The organism is Luteibacter sp. UNC138MFCol5.1, from assembly GCF_900110505.1.
Classification (GTDB): Bacteria; Pseudomonadota; Gammaproteobacteria; order Xanthomonadales; family Rhodanobacteraceae; genus Luteibacter.
This window is the reverse complement of the sequence record NZ_FODZ01000003.1, coordinates 204,010-214,865: the sequence shown is the minus strand read 5'-3', so window position 1 is coordinate 214,865 and position 10,856 is coordinate 204,010. Positions and strand designations below refer to the sequence as shown.

The following is a 10,856-nucleotide window of genomic DNA, read 5'->3' as shown; positions in this document are numbered from 1 at the left end:
GCCTATGCCGCCTTCTTCAGTTCGCCGGCCGCGTTCTGGATCACGGCGTACAGGCCGCGGTAGATCGCGAGCAGGTCGTCCTCGGCGTAGAGCTTCGCGGCGCGCTCGGTTCCGACCGGCTGGAAGCCGAGGGAAGCCAGGCCGTCGGCCGAGATCGAGAGCGGGGCGATGCGGGCGTTGATGTCGCCGAGCTTCACCGTGCGGCGCGGGCCAGCCGCGGGCGCCGTATCGAAGTGCATCGGTTCTTCGAGCGCCCGCAGTTCGGCGGTAACCGAGTGGACCGGATCGGGCGTGGGCTCGTCCGGCGCGAGCTCGGCGGCGGCGCGTTCACGTTCTGCGGCTGCCTCGGCTTCCGCACGCGCGCGCTCATCGGCCAGACGCTCCCGTTCGGCTTCCGCCTGCTCGCGCTCGATCTTCTCTCGCTCCTCGCGACGGATCCGCTCGCGCTCCGCCTCCTGCCGAGCTTCCTCGCGGCGCAGGTGGTCGGCGATACGGGACTGCACCGCGAGCTTGAAGTCGTCGATCGGCTTCACTGCCAGCTGCTGAAGGTCTGCGAGCAGCGCGCGGTGTTCCCCGGCGAGCTCCGCCACCCACGCCAGCTTGGCGCGGAAGTCGTTGGCCTGGCGGTCGGCGGCAATCTTCCCGTTCGCGAGCGCCGTGTCGAGCTTGTCGTCGATGCTGGTGAGCGTCTTCAGGCCCTTGATGGCGCCGGCGAAGTCGGGCATCACCACGTCGAGACGCAGGCCGGTGATGGAGCCTTGCAGATCGGCCACGTGCGCCGAGAAGGCCTTGCGAGCCGCTTCGATGCGTTCCTGCCGGCGCCGGATCTTCTCGCTCTCCAGCAGCTTCTCGGCCATCAGGCGGTTGTCGCGCACCAGCTTGGCGAGCATGTCCTTCTGGCGCTTCGCCTGGTCGATGCTCTCGACCTGGGCGAGCATCATTGCCTCGGCGGCGTTGAGCGTGTCTTCGGCCTTCTTCATGGCCTTGATCTGCTGGTCGAGGTCCACGAAGTCCTGATCCGTCTGCGGCTCACGGATCAGCTTGTTGTCGAGGAAGTCGCGCAGGGCGCTCTCGAACACGCGGAAATTCTCGCGCACGGAGATCTGGCCGATGACCTGCACGGCGACGGCCGGAAGGTCCTGCACGGCCTCGGCGACGAGCATCGGCTTCTGCTCGGGCAGCGTGTAATCGGTGAGGTCTCGGTCGAACTGGGCCCAGCCGTCGCGGATGCGCTCGAACCAGCGGGCATCAGGCCACACCTCCGTCGAAACGAAGTTGTCGCGCGTTCCATCGGAGACGGTGAAGATGACGCGCTTGGCCCCGGTGATCATCATGATCTGCTGGCACTGCGGCATGTGGTCGTCCGGGACAGTGCCGGCGGCGACGGCCGCGGCGAGCTCGCCGTTCCACTGCTTGTGCTCGAAGGCGGTTTCGCCCGCCATCGTCAGGCCGTCGCAGGAGGCGGACAGGTGGCCGCCGGTGTCCTCGTCGGAGCACGTCACCGGGTAGAGGTCGTCACCGATCAGTTCCTCGACCAGCGGCCGCGCCATCGCTTCGACGTGGTGGCCATAATCGAGGATGTTCTCCTGCACCCAGTCGCTGAATTCCTTCGGCGTGCCGGTGTGCTTCATGCGCAGCAGTTCGGAGCGCGTGGTCCGCTTCGAGAGGCCAAGCATGGCGGCAGCCTCGCTCGCGCCGTGATGGTTGAGGCGGAACGCCGCCCATTCGTCGGAGCCCTGCTGGAGGTTATGGACGCGCATTATTCGGCACTCCCGTCGGTGGCCCACGACGCGATTTCCATCTTCTGGTCGCTGGTGAGCTGTTCCTTCGTTTCGATCATGGCGATGAGGTCGTTGACCGACTTGTTGCCGGTCTCCACGGCCATGCGCCACGCCGTCTTCTTCTTCTCGAACGTCTCGTCGCTGCAGGTCGGAAGCTCCTTGGCCCGCGCGGTCGTCTCGCCGCCGCTCGACTTGCCCGCCTGCTCGGCCTTGTTGTCCATGACGCTCTTCCACGAGGACTCGCCGTCGCGGATGGCGCCGTAGATGCCGCGCAGGTCCACGAGCTCGGCGGGGGAGCAGGTGTCGAGGGAGTGGCCGAGGTAGTTCGCGAGATCAGCGGCCTTCACGCCGATCTCGGCGAAGGCGTCCGCCATGCGCTTCCGCTCGGCGTCGGGATCGCGCGCCGCTTCGTCCAGGCGGATCGACTTGATGATCTCCTCGGCTTCGTCCTGAAGGTCGCCGGGGATGATGCGCAGACCGAGGGTGCGAATCGCCTTGGACACCTGGGCGGCACGCTTGTTGAGGATGTCGTCCTCGGTGCCCAGAACGGTGTAGACGTTCTTGCCGTAGCTGTTCTTGCGCATGCTGATGTAGCTGCCGTCGCTATCGGGCTTGGCGCGCTCCACCGTCTTCGTCACGCGAACGTCGAGCGGGTACGTGACGTTCGATTCCAGGTCGGTGACCGAGACGCGGTGCACTTCCTTGGATTCGTCCTCGAAGATCATGCTGGTTTCCACCAGCACGTTCGTCATGCAGCGCAGGGCCACCTCGACGAATCGAATGCCCAGCCCCTCGACGCCCTGGCCGATTGGCTTCCGGTAGTAGGCCGACTTGTTGTGCGCGAAGCTGGGGCGGCGGCACTCCTTGAGGAGGTCCTGCCGCACCTGATCCCACTGGCGCGGGCGGCGGAGCGCCATCACGTAGCGCGCCTCGACCATGGCCTTCGCCTGCGCGGCGACGGCGGACGATGCGGTTTCGGGGGCGGCGAGCGTCGTGCTGGAACCGCCGAAGTCTTCGCGAACGGCGATGGCGTTAGCCTGGGCGTTCATCTGTATTCCTTCGCCGGCGAGCACCGGCATGGTGTGAGAGGGGTAGGAGCGGTCAGCCTTCGAAGTCGACCCGGCGATACGGGTGCTTCTCGGTGGCGGGCTTGATGTGCTGCCCGAAGTGCTTGCCGATGGACTCGGCGTCACGGAACGCGGCGAAGTCGGCGGCGGTGAAGTTGCTGTAGTGGTAGAGCGAGGACGCCTCGCCCTTGTAGTTCTTGAAGCGGATCGCGAGGGTGTTCGTCGCGGCGTCGTGGCCGATGCTGTGGATCTGCGAGGACTCCACCGGGTTGAGGGCAATGCGGGTGTTCGTCGTCATGTCGAATTCCTTGCCGGCGCTGCCGGCGTTACGAGATCAGTGACCGGTCGCCAGCGCGATCAGCGCGGCGACGGCAACCAGGCCGAGGTAAACGCCGATGCACTGCAACTCGGCGCGCGTGAGAGGCTTCCGCGCATTCGCTGCCGCACGGATGTGCGCCATGTAGTCGTCGTAGTTGCTCATTCGGGAACCTGCTGAGACTTGAGCGCTTCCCGGATCGCAGTGACGATGCGTTCGAGGTAGCTCTCATCTTTCCGCTTAGGGCCGAAGCGACCGGTCAGGTAGTCGACATCGCAGGCGAGAAAGAACTGCTCCAACGTGCAGTTGCCCATCGCCCCCCAGTAGGCCGTCCACGCCTGGTCGTAGCACTGGACGATCACGCGCCCCTTGCCCAGTTCCTCGTTGATCCACACCACGACAACGGGGTCGAGGCGCGGGGCGTGGATGCGCATGCAGCGCACCGGCATCTTGTCGATGACGTCGCTCATGCCGCAGTGCTCCCCGTCGGCACGAAGTCGCGGAAGCGACGGCCGTACTCGTACGACACCGACTCGGGCGTGCGTTCCGTCAGAAGCGGAATGCCTGACTTAATCGCGGCGCGCATCTCGGCCTCCGTCACACCGTTCTGGCGGCCGTAGCGGCGGATGCGGCGGGCGTACTGCATGTGGGTGGGCGGGACGACGGTGCTCATGCGGCGTACTCCATGTGGATGGCGTGCTGGTGGTCGAGGAACATGTCGACGCGGCTGTGCGGCTGACCGGCCTGCGTGCGGTAGGCGAAGGCGCGGAAGGCGTCGCTGAACATCTCGCGCTGCGCGTCGTAGGCGTCAGCGAGTGCGTCGTCGCGGTGGTCGCGGGTGCGGAGCGGGAGGTCGCGCACCATCAGGAGGCTGACCAGCTGCGTCGGATCGGCTTCCCCTTCGAACAGGAAGTCCTCGACGTAGCGGTGCATGCCCATCATTTCCTCGATGGCATCCTCGCGCTGCTGGTCGGTATAGGCGCTCATGCGGCACCGCCGTTGTGGGCAGCATCGAGCATGCTGTCGAGGGGAAGCACGCCGCCGGCGGCTTCAGCGGCCATGGCCGTGTAGTGGCCCTTGGCGCGGGCGACGTCGATAGCGCGTTCGAAGAGGTGAAGCGAAGCCTGATTCAGCAGCTCGTAGGCCAAGCGCACGTTGACCAAGACGGAATCGGGCGTAGCCGTATCGGCCTCAAGCTCGGCGAGCAGGTCGTTGACCTTGACCGCCTGGCCGCCGATGCGCACGCCGGCGGCGAAGGCCGGGCTGTTGGCGCTGACGAAGGTGAGGGACATGGTGCTCTCCAAGCCGGGAGGTCCGGCGTTGGAGATAAAGTTACCTCGGAGGTATAACCATGTCAATACCCGGAAGGTAAATTTAAATTACCTCTTTGGTCGCGCGATCTGAGACGTCGCCACGGCATGCTTGGCTTCCACCTAGGAGGCAGCATGGAAACGCACTACATCGTTCAGGGCTTCACGGCGGGAAAGCGGGGCAGGGTTGAGGCACTCCCGCCAGCTGCATACAAGACGGAGGAGGAGGCGCGGCGCCGCGCGACCAAGCTCGGCGAGACGTGCCTAGGTGTAATTGCCTTCGCGCAGACGGCGGACCCTGAGGCAGGGGAGTACGCGGATCCAATTGTGCTTGAGCAGCACGGAACCGTTCCCGACCTCGCTTGAAAAAAAAGCCCCGCTCGGCGGGGCTCAGGTTCGCGGGATTCGGAGCATCAGCTTCCGATATGCGTTGCGAGCGCTCGTTGAACCTCGAGGATATTCGTGCCCGCGCTAAATGATCTCTCGAAGGGCAGTTCGCGCCCGCTGACCCAGATCTTCAATTCACCCTCCAGATCGAAATGTCCTGCGGTTTCGACGCTGAAGTGGGTCACGGATCGGTAGGGTACAGAGTGGTACTCCACCTTCTTTCCGGTGACGCCCTGCTTGTTCACCATGAGCAGCCGCCAGTTGGTGAACACGAAATAGTCGCGAACCATCTTGTAAGCGTGCGCGATCGTCTCGTTCGGGGACAGCACCGCTTCTAACTCCTTGGCGATGTCCTCGACTGCCGTCTTCGTGCTGATGTTGAGCAGGTCAAGCAGGCCCATGCCGGATCCTCGTCAGAACTCTCTGAGCGTCCACGCGGCAAGTGCGCGCCCGCCGATCTCGATCTCGTCGATTGGTGCATCGATCGAGGGATAGTCTGGATTCTTGCTGAGGATGCGCAGCATCCCGCGCCCTACGAATTGCAGCCGCTTCACCAGCACGCGGCCCTCCCAGCGAAAGCAATACGCGGAGTCCTGGTCGAAGGTGCGAATCCTGGTGTCGATGAAAATCAGATCGCCGTCGTTGTACTGGCCCCGCATGCTGTCGCCGCGGCCGGTGATGACGCGGATCGCTTCAGGGGGCACGCCGGGCAGCTTGCGCTCGACCCACTCGCGCGACACGCGGAGGCTCTCGACTACTTCGGGGTAGTCCGTTACGTAGTCGCCCTTTCCCATGCCTGCGAATCCCTCCAGAAGTGGGAATCGAACATAGCTCCCGTCAGTCTCAAATCTCGGTACTTGCTGAGATCGAGTCGACGGGTCTGGCTGGGTCGCGTCTTCGTCCGCAGGCCAGTGCGGCTGATCGAGCCATCCTTCTGGATGCCCAAACGCCGCATCGATCTCGCGGGCGATCTTCGGGCCGATGTTCTTGACGCGCTTCTCGCTGGCGAAGTGATTCACCTGCGCAGGCTGCTTGCCCAAGCGCTCTGCAAGCATCACGAGTCCGCCGGCGCGCGCGCCAGAACGGCCGGCCTCGCGCTCCATCTGCGCGATGAGCGATCTCAGGTTGCGGTAGCGAACTTCGTAGACGTCCATGACCGCAATGGTGAATGGAGTTACCACCACGGTAAATATCCGCCGGGGTATCTATACCCTTGCGGTAAGTATACCTTTGAGGTAAGTTTGCGCGCATGGACGCCAAAACCTACTTCGTGAAACAGGACGGCCGGCTCTCCCGCGAGGGGAAAGAGCTCCGCCGCGTCGCGGACTTCTGCGAGGTCTCTCCGTACTACCTCTACATGGTGGTGACGGGTCACAAGCATCCGAGCCCAGAGCTGGCGGCCAACCTGGAGCACGCGACGCACGGCCAGGTCGATCGTCGCGTCACCCTTCCGACGTTTCGCTGGGACGCCCCGACCCGCACGCGTCCCACGAAGAAGGCGGCCTAGCTTCGCTGCACCAGTTTTCCCCTGCGTCCCTGTCTCCATGGCGCACACCTTACCGGCGAATCACCGCCGAATCTTCATGAACACCAGGGCTGATCTCATGCACATCCTCGACGCCGCGCTCCAGACCGTCACCGACTACCCGGGCGGCGCCGCGTCGCTTGCACCGCGCGTAGGCCTGACGGCGGGCATCCTCAGCAACAAGGTCAATCCGAACTGCTCGACGAATCACCTCAGCCTCGTCGAGGCGAACAGGATCATGACGGTAACCGGCGATCACGCGGTGCTACAGGCGCTGGCGTCCGAGCACGGCTACGCGCTCGTGAAGATCGAAAACCCGGACCAGGCGAAGGGCGTGCTTCACGGCATGCTCGACCTGGGCGTAGCGGAAGGGGAGTTCTCGCGCGAGCTGCACGATGCGCTCCTCGATGGCGTGATCACCGACAACGAGATGTCCGGGCTTGGCAAGGCAGCGCTCGCCTACCAGGGGACGCTCATCGGACTGTTGCGTCGCCTGCGCGACGAGCATGCGAAGACCTCGCGGAACGCTGCCGGGGTCTGACGTGGTCGACGTAATTCGCCAAGAAGCATCGTGGGATCGCGCGGTCGCCCGCATTCCGGCCGCGCGTTCGAACGACCCCGAGACATCGCATATCGCTGCCGCTGAGCACACCGCGAGCGGCAAGCGCGGAACAAACGTCGGTCTCGTCATCGACCTCGTACGCCGACTCCCAGGGCTCACCAGCGCCGAACTCGCACGCCACTCGGCGCTGACGCGCCACGAGATCGCGCGCCGGCTGCCGGAGGCGGAAGAGGCAGGTGCGCTGCGCCGCGGCGAGAAGCGGCGTTGCGCGCAGAACGGAACGCTCGCCATGACGTGGTGGCCCTCTACGTGAGCACGGCGCTGATGGCCCTCTGCTGGCCCCTCCAGATGCCTCCGACGCCGAAGGCCGTACTGATCTCGCTCGCCGACAACGCGAACGATCACGGGTACTGCTGGCCGTCCCTCACGAAGATCTGCGAGCGCACCTGTTTCGGCCGTACCGCGGTCATCGAGGCCGTGAAGTGGCTCGAAGCGCACGGCGCCGTTCGCGGCGATCGGAGCGATCGATACCGCACCACGTACGTCGTCACACCCGCCAACTATGCGGCAGGAGAACTAGTTCGCGAGGCGAACCAGTCCGGCAGGCGTACTAGTTCGGATGACGGCGTACTAGTCCGTCTGGCGGACGACGAAGTCCGGCAGCCGGACGACGAAGTCCGGGAGGCGGACACTAACCGTCAAGAACCGTCAGTAACCGTCAAGAGAAGCAACCGTAAGGCCGCGCCGATGACCGCCGCGTCGCTCGACCTGAGCTCGTGGCCCGAGGCCCCCAACCCCGACCTCGTCAACGGCTGGTTGAAGGTCCGGAAGGCCAAGCGTGCCGACGTATCCGAGATCGTGATCTCAGCGATGGCGAAGCAGCTTCGGCTGGCCGCCGCGATGGGCTGGTCCGTCGACGAGTGCCTGACGGAGTGCGTCCTGCGGAACTGGCAGGCGCTGAAGGCCGAATGGCTAGAGCCGAAGCGGGCAGGGCACGGCGATCAGCCGCCGCCGAACGCACCGCAGTCCCGAACGAACCGCGCCGCCCAGAACATGCAGGAGACCGCCGATGCCCTCATCCAACGCGCCACCGCCCTGGCTCATCAGGGAAATCAACACGGGCCTGATGAAGCTCCTCACGCTGAGCTTGGATGGGCAGCCGGCGCATGACGTGACCGGTCCCACGCTAGCTACGTGGACCGAAGCTCTGTGCGTGGACCGCGTGTGGGACGAGAAGCGGGATGTGCCTCGTTTCCGCAAGGCGTTCCGTACGCTAATGACGACTTGTGAGCGCTGGCCTTCGCCGAAGAAGTTCCTCGATGCGCTGCCGAGCTCGGTGGTCCCGTTCCGTGCCGGACCGCGCCTTGAGCACGAGGGAACGCGTCAGGCACGCATGCAGTCCTTCGCCGAGGTCCGTCGGAAGCTCGGCATCCCCGAGCCCGACGACGAACCCGAACCGCCGAGGGCCGCGTGATGCGCGCCGAGAACATGCCTATCCGGATCCTCGCCGCGGTTCAGCTGCGGCCCATGACTGTGCGCGAGATCGCGTGCGCTCTCTCGGCGACGGACGAACGTGTCCGCCTGTCCGTGCTGAAGATGGAGGCCGACGGCCGCCTCATGCGCGCGGGCTTCGGTGCCAAGGCGTCGCGTCGCGGCACCACGCCGTATCTGTGGAGGGCCGCATGACGGGCGCGGTCGTGGTCAACAGCGTGGAGCGCTTGCAGTCCATCCTCGGTGACATTCGTGAGGCATGGGGGAAGCACCACTACCTGCGTGTCACCATCAAGACAGGGAAGGACCGCACGCTCGATCAGAACGCGATCTCGCACGCCTGGTACGAGCAGATCGCGCGTGAGCTTCGCGAAGACACCGCCGAGGGCGTCAAGGCGGAGTGCAAGCTCCGCTTCGGTGTTCCGATCCTGCGCGCTGGCGACGAAGAATTCCGCGAGATGTACGACGCCTCGATCCGTGGCCATTTGTCGTACGAGCAGAAGCTCAAGGCGATGCGATTCATCCCGGTGACGTCGCTGATGACGACTTCGCAGCTGAGCCAGTACCTCGAAGATGTCCAGCGCGAGTACGCGGGACGTGGCGTCATGCTCGAGTTCCCGGAAGACGCGCGGCCGCGCCGGAGGTTCGCATGAAGCGGGGCGGCGAGTTGCAGCGCGGTTCGGGGTTGGTCCGGCGATCGGCTCTCGGCCGTGTGCCGAAGATGGGCCGCGCCGACGGCGCGCGCGAGGCGATCGAGGCCATGGCCTTCCCGAAGCGCAAGTCGATGAAGCGGTCGCGCTCGGTGATGACCCCGCTGCGGAAGTCCGCACAGGGTGAGGGATGCACGATTCAAAAGGTCGGCGCGTGCCTGCATGACCCGAAGACCGTGGTTCTCGTGCACATGCGCTGGCTCGGCGACTGCGGCGGCTCGCTGAAGCCGACCGACCTGCAGGCCGTGTATGCCTGCTCCGGATGCAACCGCTGGACGGACTCCCCAACGCCGGCAGAGACGGCAGACCGCGCCGCCTACGAGGCGGAGCGGGATTTCTATTGCCTCCGTGCCCTCGTGCGCACGCAGCTGCGCATGGTGGCGAAGGGGCTCATTACGGTGAAGGGGATTGCGGTATGACGCACGACGAGTTGGTAGAGCGCGCGGGAGGCTGGCTGCGCCGCGTCGCCGGATGCAAGGTCGTCATGACCGAACTCTCGGCTGTGTGCCGGTCGGGCGAGATACCCGACGCCATCGGCTGGCGTGAGGCCGGAACGGTGCTTGTCGAAGCGAAGGCAAGCAGGGGCGACTTCCTCGCGGACCGCAACAAAGCCTTCCGTCGGGACCCTTCGCGGGGCATGGGCGCGCTGCGGTACTACATGGCGCCGGCTGGACTCATCAAGGTCGAGGAGCTTCCCGATCGTTGGGGGCTTCTCGAAGTGAATGGGCGCCGCGTCATGATGTCGGCGGGTCCCGATCCGCGCAGGTGGGACGCAAGCCGCAGCGAGTTCTGGCATGACCAGCGCGCCACCGACTGCGAGACCTCCATGTTGCTATCCGGCCTGAACCGGATTCGCATCAGCATGGGCGACGGCGAGTTCCGGCGCGTGCTGCACATGCGGTTCCAAGATCGTCAGGCCGAGCTTCTGGCCGGCCGCCAGGAGGCCGCGTGAGGTACGCCGCCCGCGTCGACGACAACCACGCCGAGATCGTGCGCGCGCTGACACGCATCGGCGCCTATGTGATCGACTGCTCGCACGTCGGCGCCGGCTTCCCGGACCTGCTCATTGCGTACCGCGGCCGCTGGACGCTGATCGAGATCAAGGACGGGGCGAAGCCGCCATCGCGCCGGAAGCTGACGCCGGCACAGACGATCTTCCATGCGGAGGCGGTCGCCAAGGGCTGCAAGGTCCACGTCATCGAGACGGTGGACCAGGCGATCAGGCTGGTCGGTAGCATCGGGACGGCGAGGGCAGCAGCATGATCCGCTTCCTGATGCTCGCGGTCGGGGTGTTTCTGAACTGGTTCGGATCGACGTCCGCTGACCGCGTCGCCGCAGCGGTGTACATCGTCGGCTTCTTCCTCCTCAACGAGATGCGGAGGCGCAATGGATGACCGTATACAACCACCTCTCGCACGCGCTGCGGATCATGCAGCAGGAGCCGGACTACAGGAAATGGGGGCCGCTGCTGGATGCGCTGACGGAGGAGCAACAGGCGGAGTGCCGCCCATGGCTCAGGGAGCATGCGCGCATGTTCCTCGCCCCCGCCCGCTCACCGGATTCGAGGGTGTCCCCACCGGCCTCCTCGGCGACCTCCTCACAAAAGCCAAGAACGACATCAAGGGCGCCCAGAGCCGCGCGGATCTGATCCGCCGCGAGTTGAAGCGTCGAAAGAAGCACACCACCCGTTGACCGAGAGAAGGGGAA

At 65.4% G+C, this 10,856-nt stretch carries 22 protein-coding genes; 12 read left to right on the top strand and 10 right to left on the bottom strand.

Annotation, left to right across the window (positions count from 1 at the left end; translation table 11 throughout):
• Nucleotides 1-2 precede the first annotated feature (2 nt).
• The 8 genes from BMY69_RS09380 to BMY69_RS09350 are packed head-to-tail and all read right to left on the bottom strand — an operon-like array spanning nucleotide 3 to nucleotide 4,456.
• Nucleotides 3-1,760: a YqaJ viral recombinase family protein gene (locus tag BMY69_RS09380; RefSeq protein WP_090177464.1), complete on the bottom strand. Its 1,758-nt coding sequence runs from the start codon at nucleotides 1,758-1,760 to the stop codon at nucleotides 3-5.
• Entirely contained in the window at nucleotides 1,760-2,830 is a 1,071-nt protein-coding gene (locus BMY69_RS09375) for a hypothetical protein (RefSeq protein ID WP_218143153.1), read from the bottom strand. The genes BMY69_RS09380 and BMY69_RS09375 overlap by 1 nt, the downstream gene beginning before the upstream one ends.
• Before the next feature lie 52 nt (nucleotides 2,831-2,882).
• Nucleotides 2,883-3,146: a KTSC domain-containing protein gene (locus BMY69_RS09370; RefSeq protein ID WP_090177462.1), complete on the bottom strand. Its 264-nt coding sequence runs from the start codon at nucleotides 3,144-3,146 to the stop codon at nucleotides 2,883-2,885.
• 36 nt (nucleotides 3,147-3,182) lie between these two features.
• Entirely contained in the window at nucleotides 3,183-3,329 is a 147-nt protein-coding gene (locus BMY69_RS19650; protein WP_177191131.1) for a hypothetical protein, read from the bottom strand.
• Entirely contained in the window at nucleotides 3,326-3,634 is a 309-nt protein-coding gene (locus tag BMY69_RS09365) for a phiTE_072 family protein (protein ID WP_090177460.1), read from the bottom strand. Before BMY69_RS09365 ends, BMY69_RS19650 begins: the two co-directional genes overlap by 4 nt.
• The gene (locus tag BMY69_RS09360) at nucleotides 3,631-3,837 is read right to left on the bottom strand and encodes a hypothetical protein (RefSeq protein WP_090177457.1); all 207 of its coding nucleotides are present in this window, start codon (nucleotides 3,835-3,837) and stop codon (nucleotides 3,631-3,633) included. The genes BMY69_RS09365 and BMY69_RS09360 overlap by 4 nt, the downstream gene beginning before the upstream one ends.
• On the bottom strand, nucleotides 3,834-4,151 hold the full coding sequence (locus BMY69_RS09355; protein ID WP_090177455.1) for a hypothetical protein: 318 nt from the start codon (nucleotides 4,149-4,151) through the stop codon (nucleotides 3,834-3,836). The genes BMY69_RS09360 and BMY69_RS09355 overlap by 4 nt, the downstream gene beginning before the upstream one ends.
• Complete coding sequence (locus BMY69_RS09350; RefSeq protein WP_090177452.1) at nucleotides 4,148-4,456, bottom strand: hypothetical protein; 309 nt, start codon at nucleotides 4,454-4,456, stop codon at nucleotides 4,148-4,150. The genes BMY69_RS09355 and BMY69_RS09350 overlap by 4 nt, the downstream gene beginning before the upstream one ends.
• Nucleotides 4,457-4,609: 153 nt before the next feature.
• Here BMY69_RS09350 and BMY69_RS09345 point away from each other — a divergent pair, with 153 nt between their 5' ends.
• Nucleotides 4,610-4,840, top strand: coding sequence for a hypothetical protein (locus BMY69_RS09345; protein ID WP_090177450.1), 231 nt, complete (start codon nucleotides 4,610-4,612; stop codon nucleotides 4,838-4,840).
• A gap of 47 nt (nucleotides 4,841-4,887) precedes the next feature.
• On the opposite strand, the gene BMY69_RS09340 is transcribed toward BMY69_RS09345, so the two are convergent.
• On the bottom strand, nucleotides 4,888-5,262 hold the full coding sequence (locus BMY69_RS09340; RefSeq protein ID WP_090177447.1) for a PH domain-containing protein: 375 nt from the start codon (nucleotides 5,260-5,262) through the stop codon (nucleotides 4,888-4,890).
• A gap of 12 nt (nucleotides 5,263-5,274) precedes the next feature.
• Nucleotides 5,275-6,015 carry a S24 family peptidase gene (locus BMY69_RS09335; RefSeq protein WP_143070444.1) on the bottom strand — a complete coding sequence of 247 codons (741 nt, stop codon included), beginning with the start codon at nucleotides 6,013-6,015 and terminating at the stop codon, nucleotides 5,275-5,277.
• Between the two features lie 95 nt (nucleotides 6,016-6,110).
• On the opposite strand from BMY69_RS09335, the gene BMY69_RS09330 reads away from it, so the two are divergent.
• The 11 genes from BMY69_RS09330 (at nucleotide 6,111) to BMY69_RS19915 (ending at nucleotide 10,543) form a co-directional block, all read left to right on the top strand.
• Nucleotides 6,111-6,368, top strand: coding sequence for a hypothetical protein (locus BMY69_RS09330; RefSeq protein WP_090177442.1), 258 nt, complete (start codon nucleotides 6,111-6,113; stop codon nucleotides 6,366-6,368).
• Between the two features lie 76 nt (nucleotides 6,369-6,444).
• Nucleotides 6,445-6,927 carry a phage regulatory CII family protein gene (locus BMY69_RS09325; protein ID WP_218143152.1) on the top strand — a complete coding sequence of 161 codons (483 nt, stop codon included), beginning with the start codon at nucleotides 6,445-6,447 and terminating at the stop codon, nucleotides 6,925-6,927.
• Between the two features lies 1 nt (nucleotide 6,928).
• Nucleotides 6,929-7,261: a winged helix-turn-helix domain-containing protein gene (locus BMY69_RS09320; protein ID WP_218143151.1), complete on the top strand. Its 333-nt coding sequence runs from the start codon at nucleotides 6,929-6,931 to the stop codon at nucleotides 7,259-7,261.
• Nucleotides 7,243-8,118 (top strand): helix-turn-helix domain-containing protein, encoded by an 876-nt coding sequence (locus BMY69_RS09315; RefSeq protein ID WP_255364514.1) that lies wholly within the window; start codon nucleotides 7,243-7,245, stop codon nucleotides 8,116-8,118. Before BMY69_RS09320 ends, BMY69_RS09315 begins: the two co-directional genes overlap by 19 nt.
• Entirely contained in the window at nucleotides 8,075-8,422 is a 348-nt protein-coding gene (locus tag BMY69_RS09310; protein ID WP_090177436.1) for a hypothetical protein, read from the top strand. Before BMY69_RS09315 ends, BMY69_RS09310 begins: the two co-directional genes overlap by 44 nt.
• Before the next feature lie 14 nt (nucleotides 8,423-8,436).
• A complete protein-coding gene (locus BMY69_RS09305; protein WP_143070443.1) occupies nucleotides 8,437-8,634 on the top strand; it encodes a hypothetical protein in 198 nt (65 codons plus the stop codon).
• Nucleotides 8,631-9,092: a NinB/YbcN family protein gene (locus BMY69_RS09300; protein WP_090177433.1), complete on the top strand. Its 462-nt coding sequence runs from the start codon at nucleotides 8,631-8,633 to the stop codon at nucleotides 9,090-9,092. The genes BMY69_RS09305 and BMY69_RS09300 overlap by 4 nt, the downstream gene beginning before the upstream one ends.
• The gene (locus tag BMY69_RS09295) at nucleotides 9,089-9,568 is read left to right on the top strand and encodes a nuclease domain-containing protein (RefSeq protein ID WP_090177430.1); all 480 of its coding nucleotides are present in this window, start codon (nucleotides 9,089-9,091) and stop codon (nucleotides 9,566-9,568) included. The genes BMY69_RS09300 and BMY69_RS09295 overlap by 4 nt, the downstream gene beginning before the upstream one ends.
• On the top strand, nucleotides 9,565-10,101 hold the full coding sequence (locus BMY69_RS09290; RefSeq protein WP_090177429.1) for a hypothetical protein: 537 nt from the start codon (nucleotides 9,565-9,567) through the stop codon (nucleotides 10,099-10,101). Before BMY69_RS09295 ends, BMY69_RS09290 begins: the two co-directional genes overlap by 4 nt.
• Nucleotides 10,098-10,412 carry a VRR-NUC domain-containing protein gene (locus BMY69_RS09285; RefSeq protein WP_090177426.1) on the top strand — a complete coding sequence of 105 codons (315 nt, stop codon included), beginning with the start codon at nucleotides 10,098-10,100 and terminating at the stop codon, nucleotides 10,410-10,412. Before BMY69_RS09290 ends, BMY69_RS09285 begins: the two co-directional genes overlap by 4 nt.
• A complete protein-coding gene (locus tag BMY69_RS19915; protein ID WP_255364513.1) occupies nucleotides 10,409-10,543 on the top strand; it encodes a hypothetical protein in 135 nt (44 codons plus the stop codon). The genes BMY69_RS09285 and BMY69_RS19915 overlap by 4 nt, the downstream gene beginning before the upstream one ends.
• Nucleotides 10,544-10,856 lie beyond the last annotated feature (313 nt).

What these genes read in the sequence shown, in the direction of transcription:
- BMY69_RS09380 (WP_090177464.1), bottom strand. Translation starts at nt 1,760, where the DNA reads ATGCGCGTCCATAACCTCCAGCAGGGCTCCGACGAATGGGCGGCGTTC.
- BMY69_RS09375 (WP_218143153.1), bottom strand. Translation starts at nt 2,830, where the DNA reads ATGAACGCCCAGGCTAACGCCATCGCCGTTCGCGAAGACTTCGGCGGT.
- BMY69_RS09370 (WP_090177462.1), bottom strand. Translation starts at nt 3,146, where the DNA reads ATGACGACGAACACCCGCATTGCCCTCAACCCGGTGGAGTCCTCGCAG.
- BMY69_RS19650 (WP_177191131.1), bottom strand. Translation starts at nt 3,329, where the DNA reads ATGAGCAACTACGACGACTACATGGCGCACATCCGTGCGGCAGCGAAT.
- BMY69_RS09365 (WP_090177460.1), bottom strand. Translation starts at nt 3,634, where the DNA reads ATGAGCGACGTCATCGACAAGATGCCGGTGCGCTGCATGCGCATCCAC.
- BMY69_RS09360 (WP_090177457.1), bottom strand. Translation starts at nt 3,837, where the DNA reads ATGAGCACCGTCGTCCCGCCCACCCACATGCAGTACGCCCGCCGCATC.
- BMY69_RS09355 (WP_090177455.1), bottom strand. Translation starts at nt 4,151, where the DNA reads ATGAGCGCCTATACCGACCAGCAGCGCGAGGATGCCATCGAGGAAATG.
- BMY69_RS09350 (WP_090177452.1), bottom strand. Translation starts at nt 4,456, where the DNA reads ATGTCCCTCACCTTCGTCAGCGCCAACAGCCCGGCCTTCGCCGCCGGC.
- BMY69_RS09345 (WP_090177450.1), top strand. Translation starts at nt 4,610, where the DNA reads ATGGAAACGCACTACATCGTTCAGGGCTTCACGGCGGGAAAGCGGGGC.
- BMY69_RS09340 (WP_090177447.1), bottom strand. Translation starts at nt 5,262, where the DNA reads ATGGGCCTGCTTGACCTGCTCAACATCAGCACGAAGACGGCAGTCGAG.
- BMY69_RS09335 (WP_143070444.1), bottom strand. Translation starts at nt 6,015, where the DNA reads ATGGACGTCTACGAAGTTCGCTACCGCAACCTGAGATCGCTCATCGCG.
- BMY69_RS09330 (WP_090177442.1), top strand. Translation starts at nt 6,111, where the DNA reads ATGGACGCCAAAACCTACTTCGTGAAACAGGACGGCCGGCTCTCCCGC.
- BMY69_RS09325 (WP_218143152.1), top strand. Translation starts at nt 6,445, where the DNA reads ATGAACACCAGGGCTGATCTCATGCACATCCTCGACGCCGCGCTCCAG.
- BMY69_RS09310 (WP_090177436.1), top strand. Translation starts at nt 8,075, where the DNA reads ATGAAGCTCCTCACGCTGAGCTTGGATGGGCAGCCGGCGCATGACGTG.
- BMY69_RS09305 (WP_143070443.1), top strand. Translation starts at nt 8,437, where the DNA reads ATGCCTATCCGGATCCTCGCCGCGGTTCAGCTGCGGCCCATGACTGTG.
- BMY69_RS09300 (WP_090177433.1), top strand. Translation starts at nt 8,631, where the DNA reads ATGACGGGCGCGGTCGTGGTCAACAGCGTGGAGCGCTTGCAGTCCATC.
- BMY69_RS09295 (WP_090177430.1), top strand. Translation starts at nt 9,089, where the DNA reads ATGAAGCGGGGCGGCGAGTTGCAGCGCGGTTCGGGGTTGGTCCGGCGA.
- BMY69_RS09290 (WP_090177429.1), top strand. Translation starts at nt 9,565, where the DNA reads ATGACGCACGACGAGTTGGTAGAGCGCGCGGGAGGCTGGCTGCGCCGC.
- BMY69_RS19915 (WP_255364513.1), top strand. Translation starts at nt 10,409, where the DNA reads ATGATCCGCTTCCTGATGCTCGCGGTCGGGGTGTTTCTGAACTGGTTC.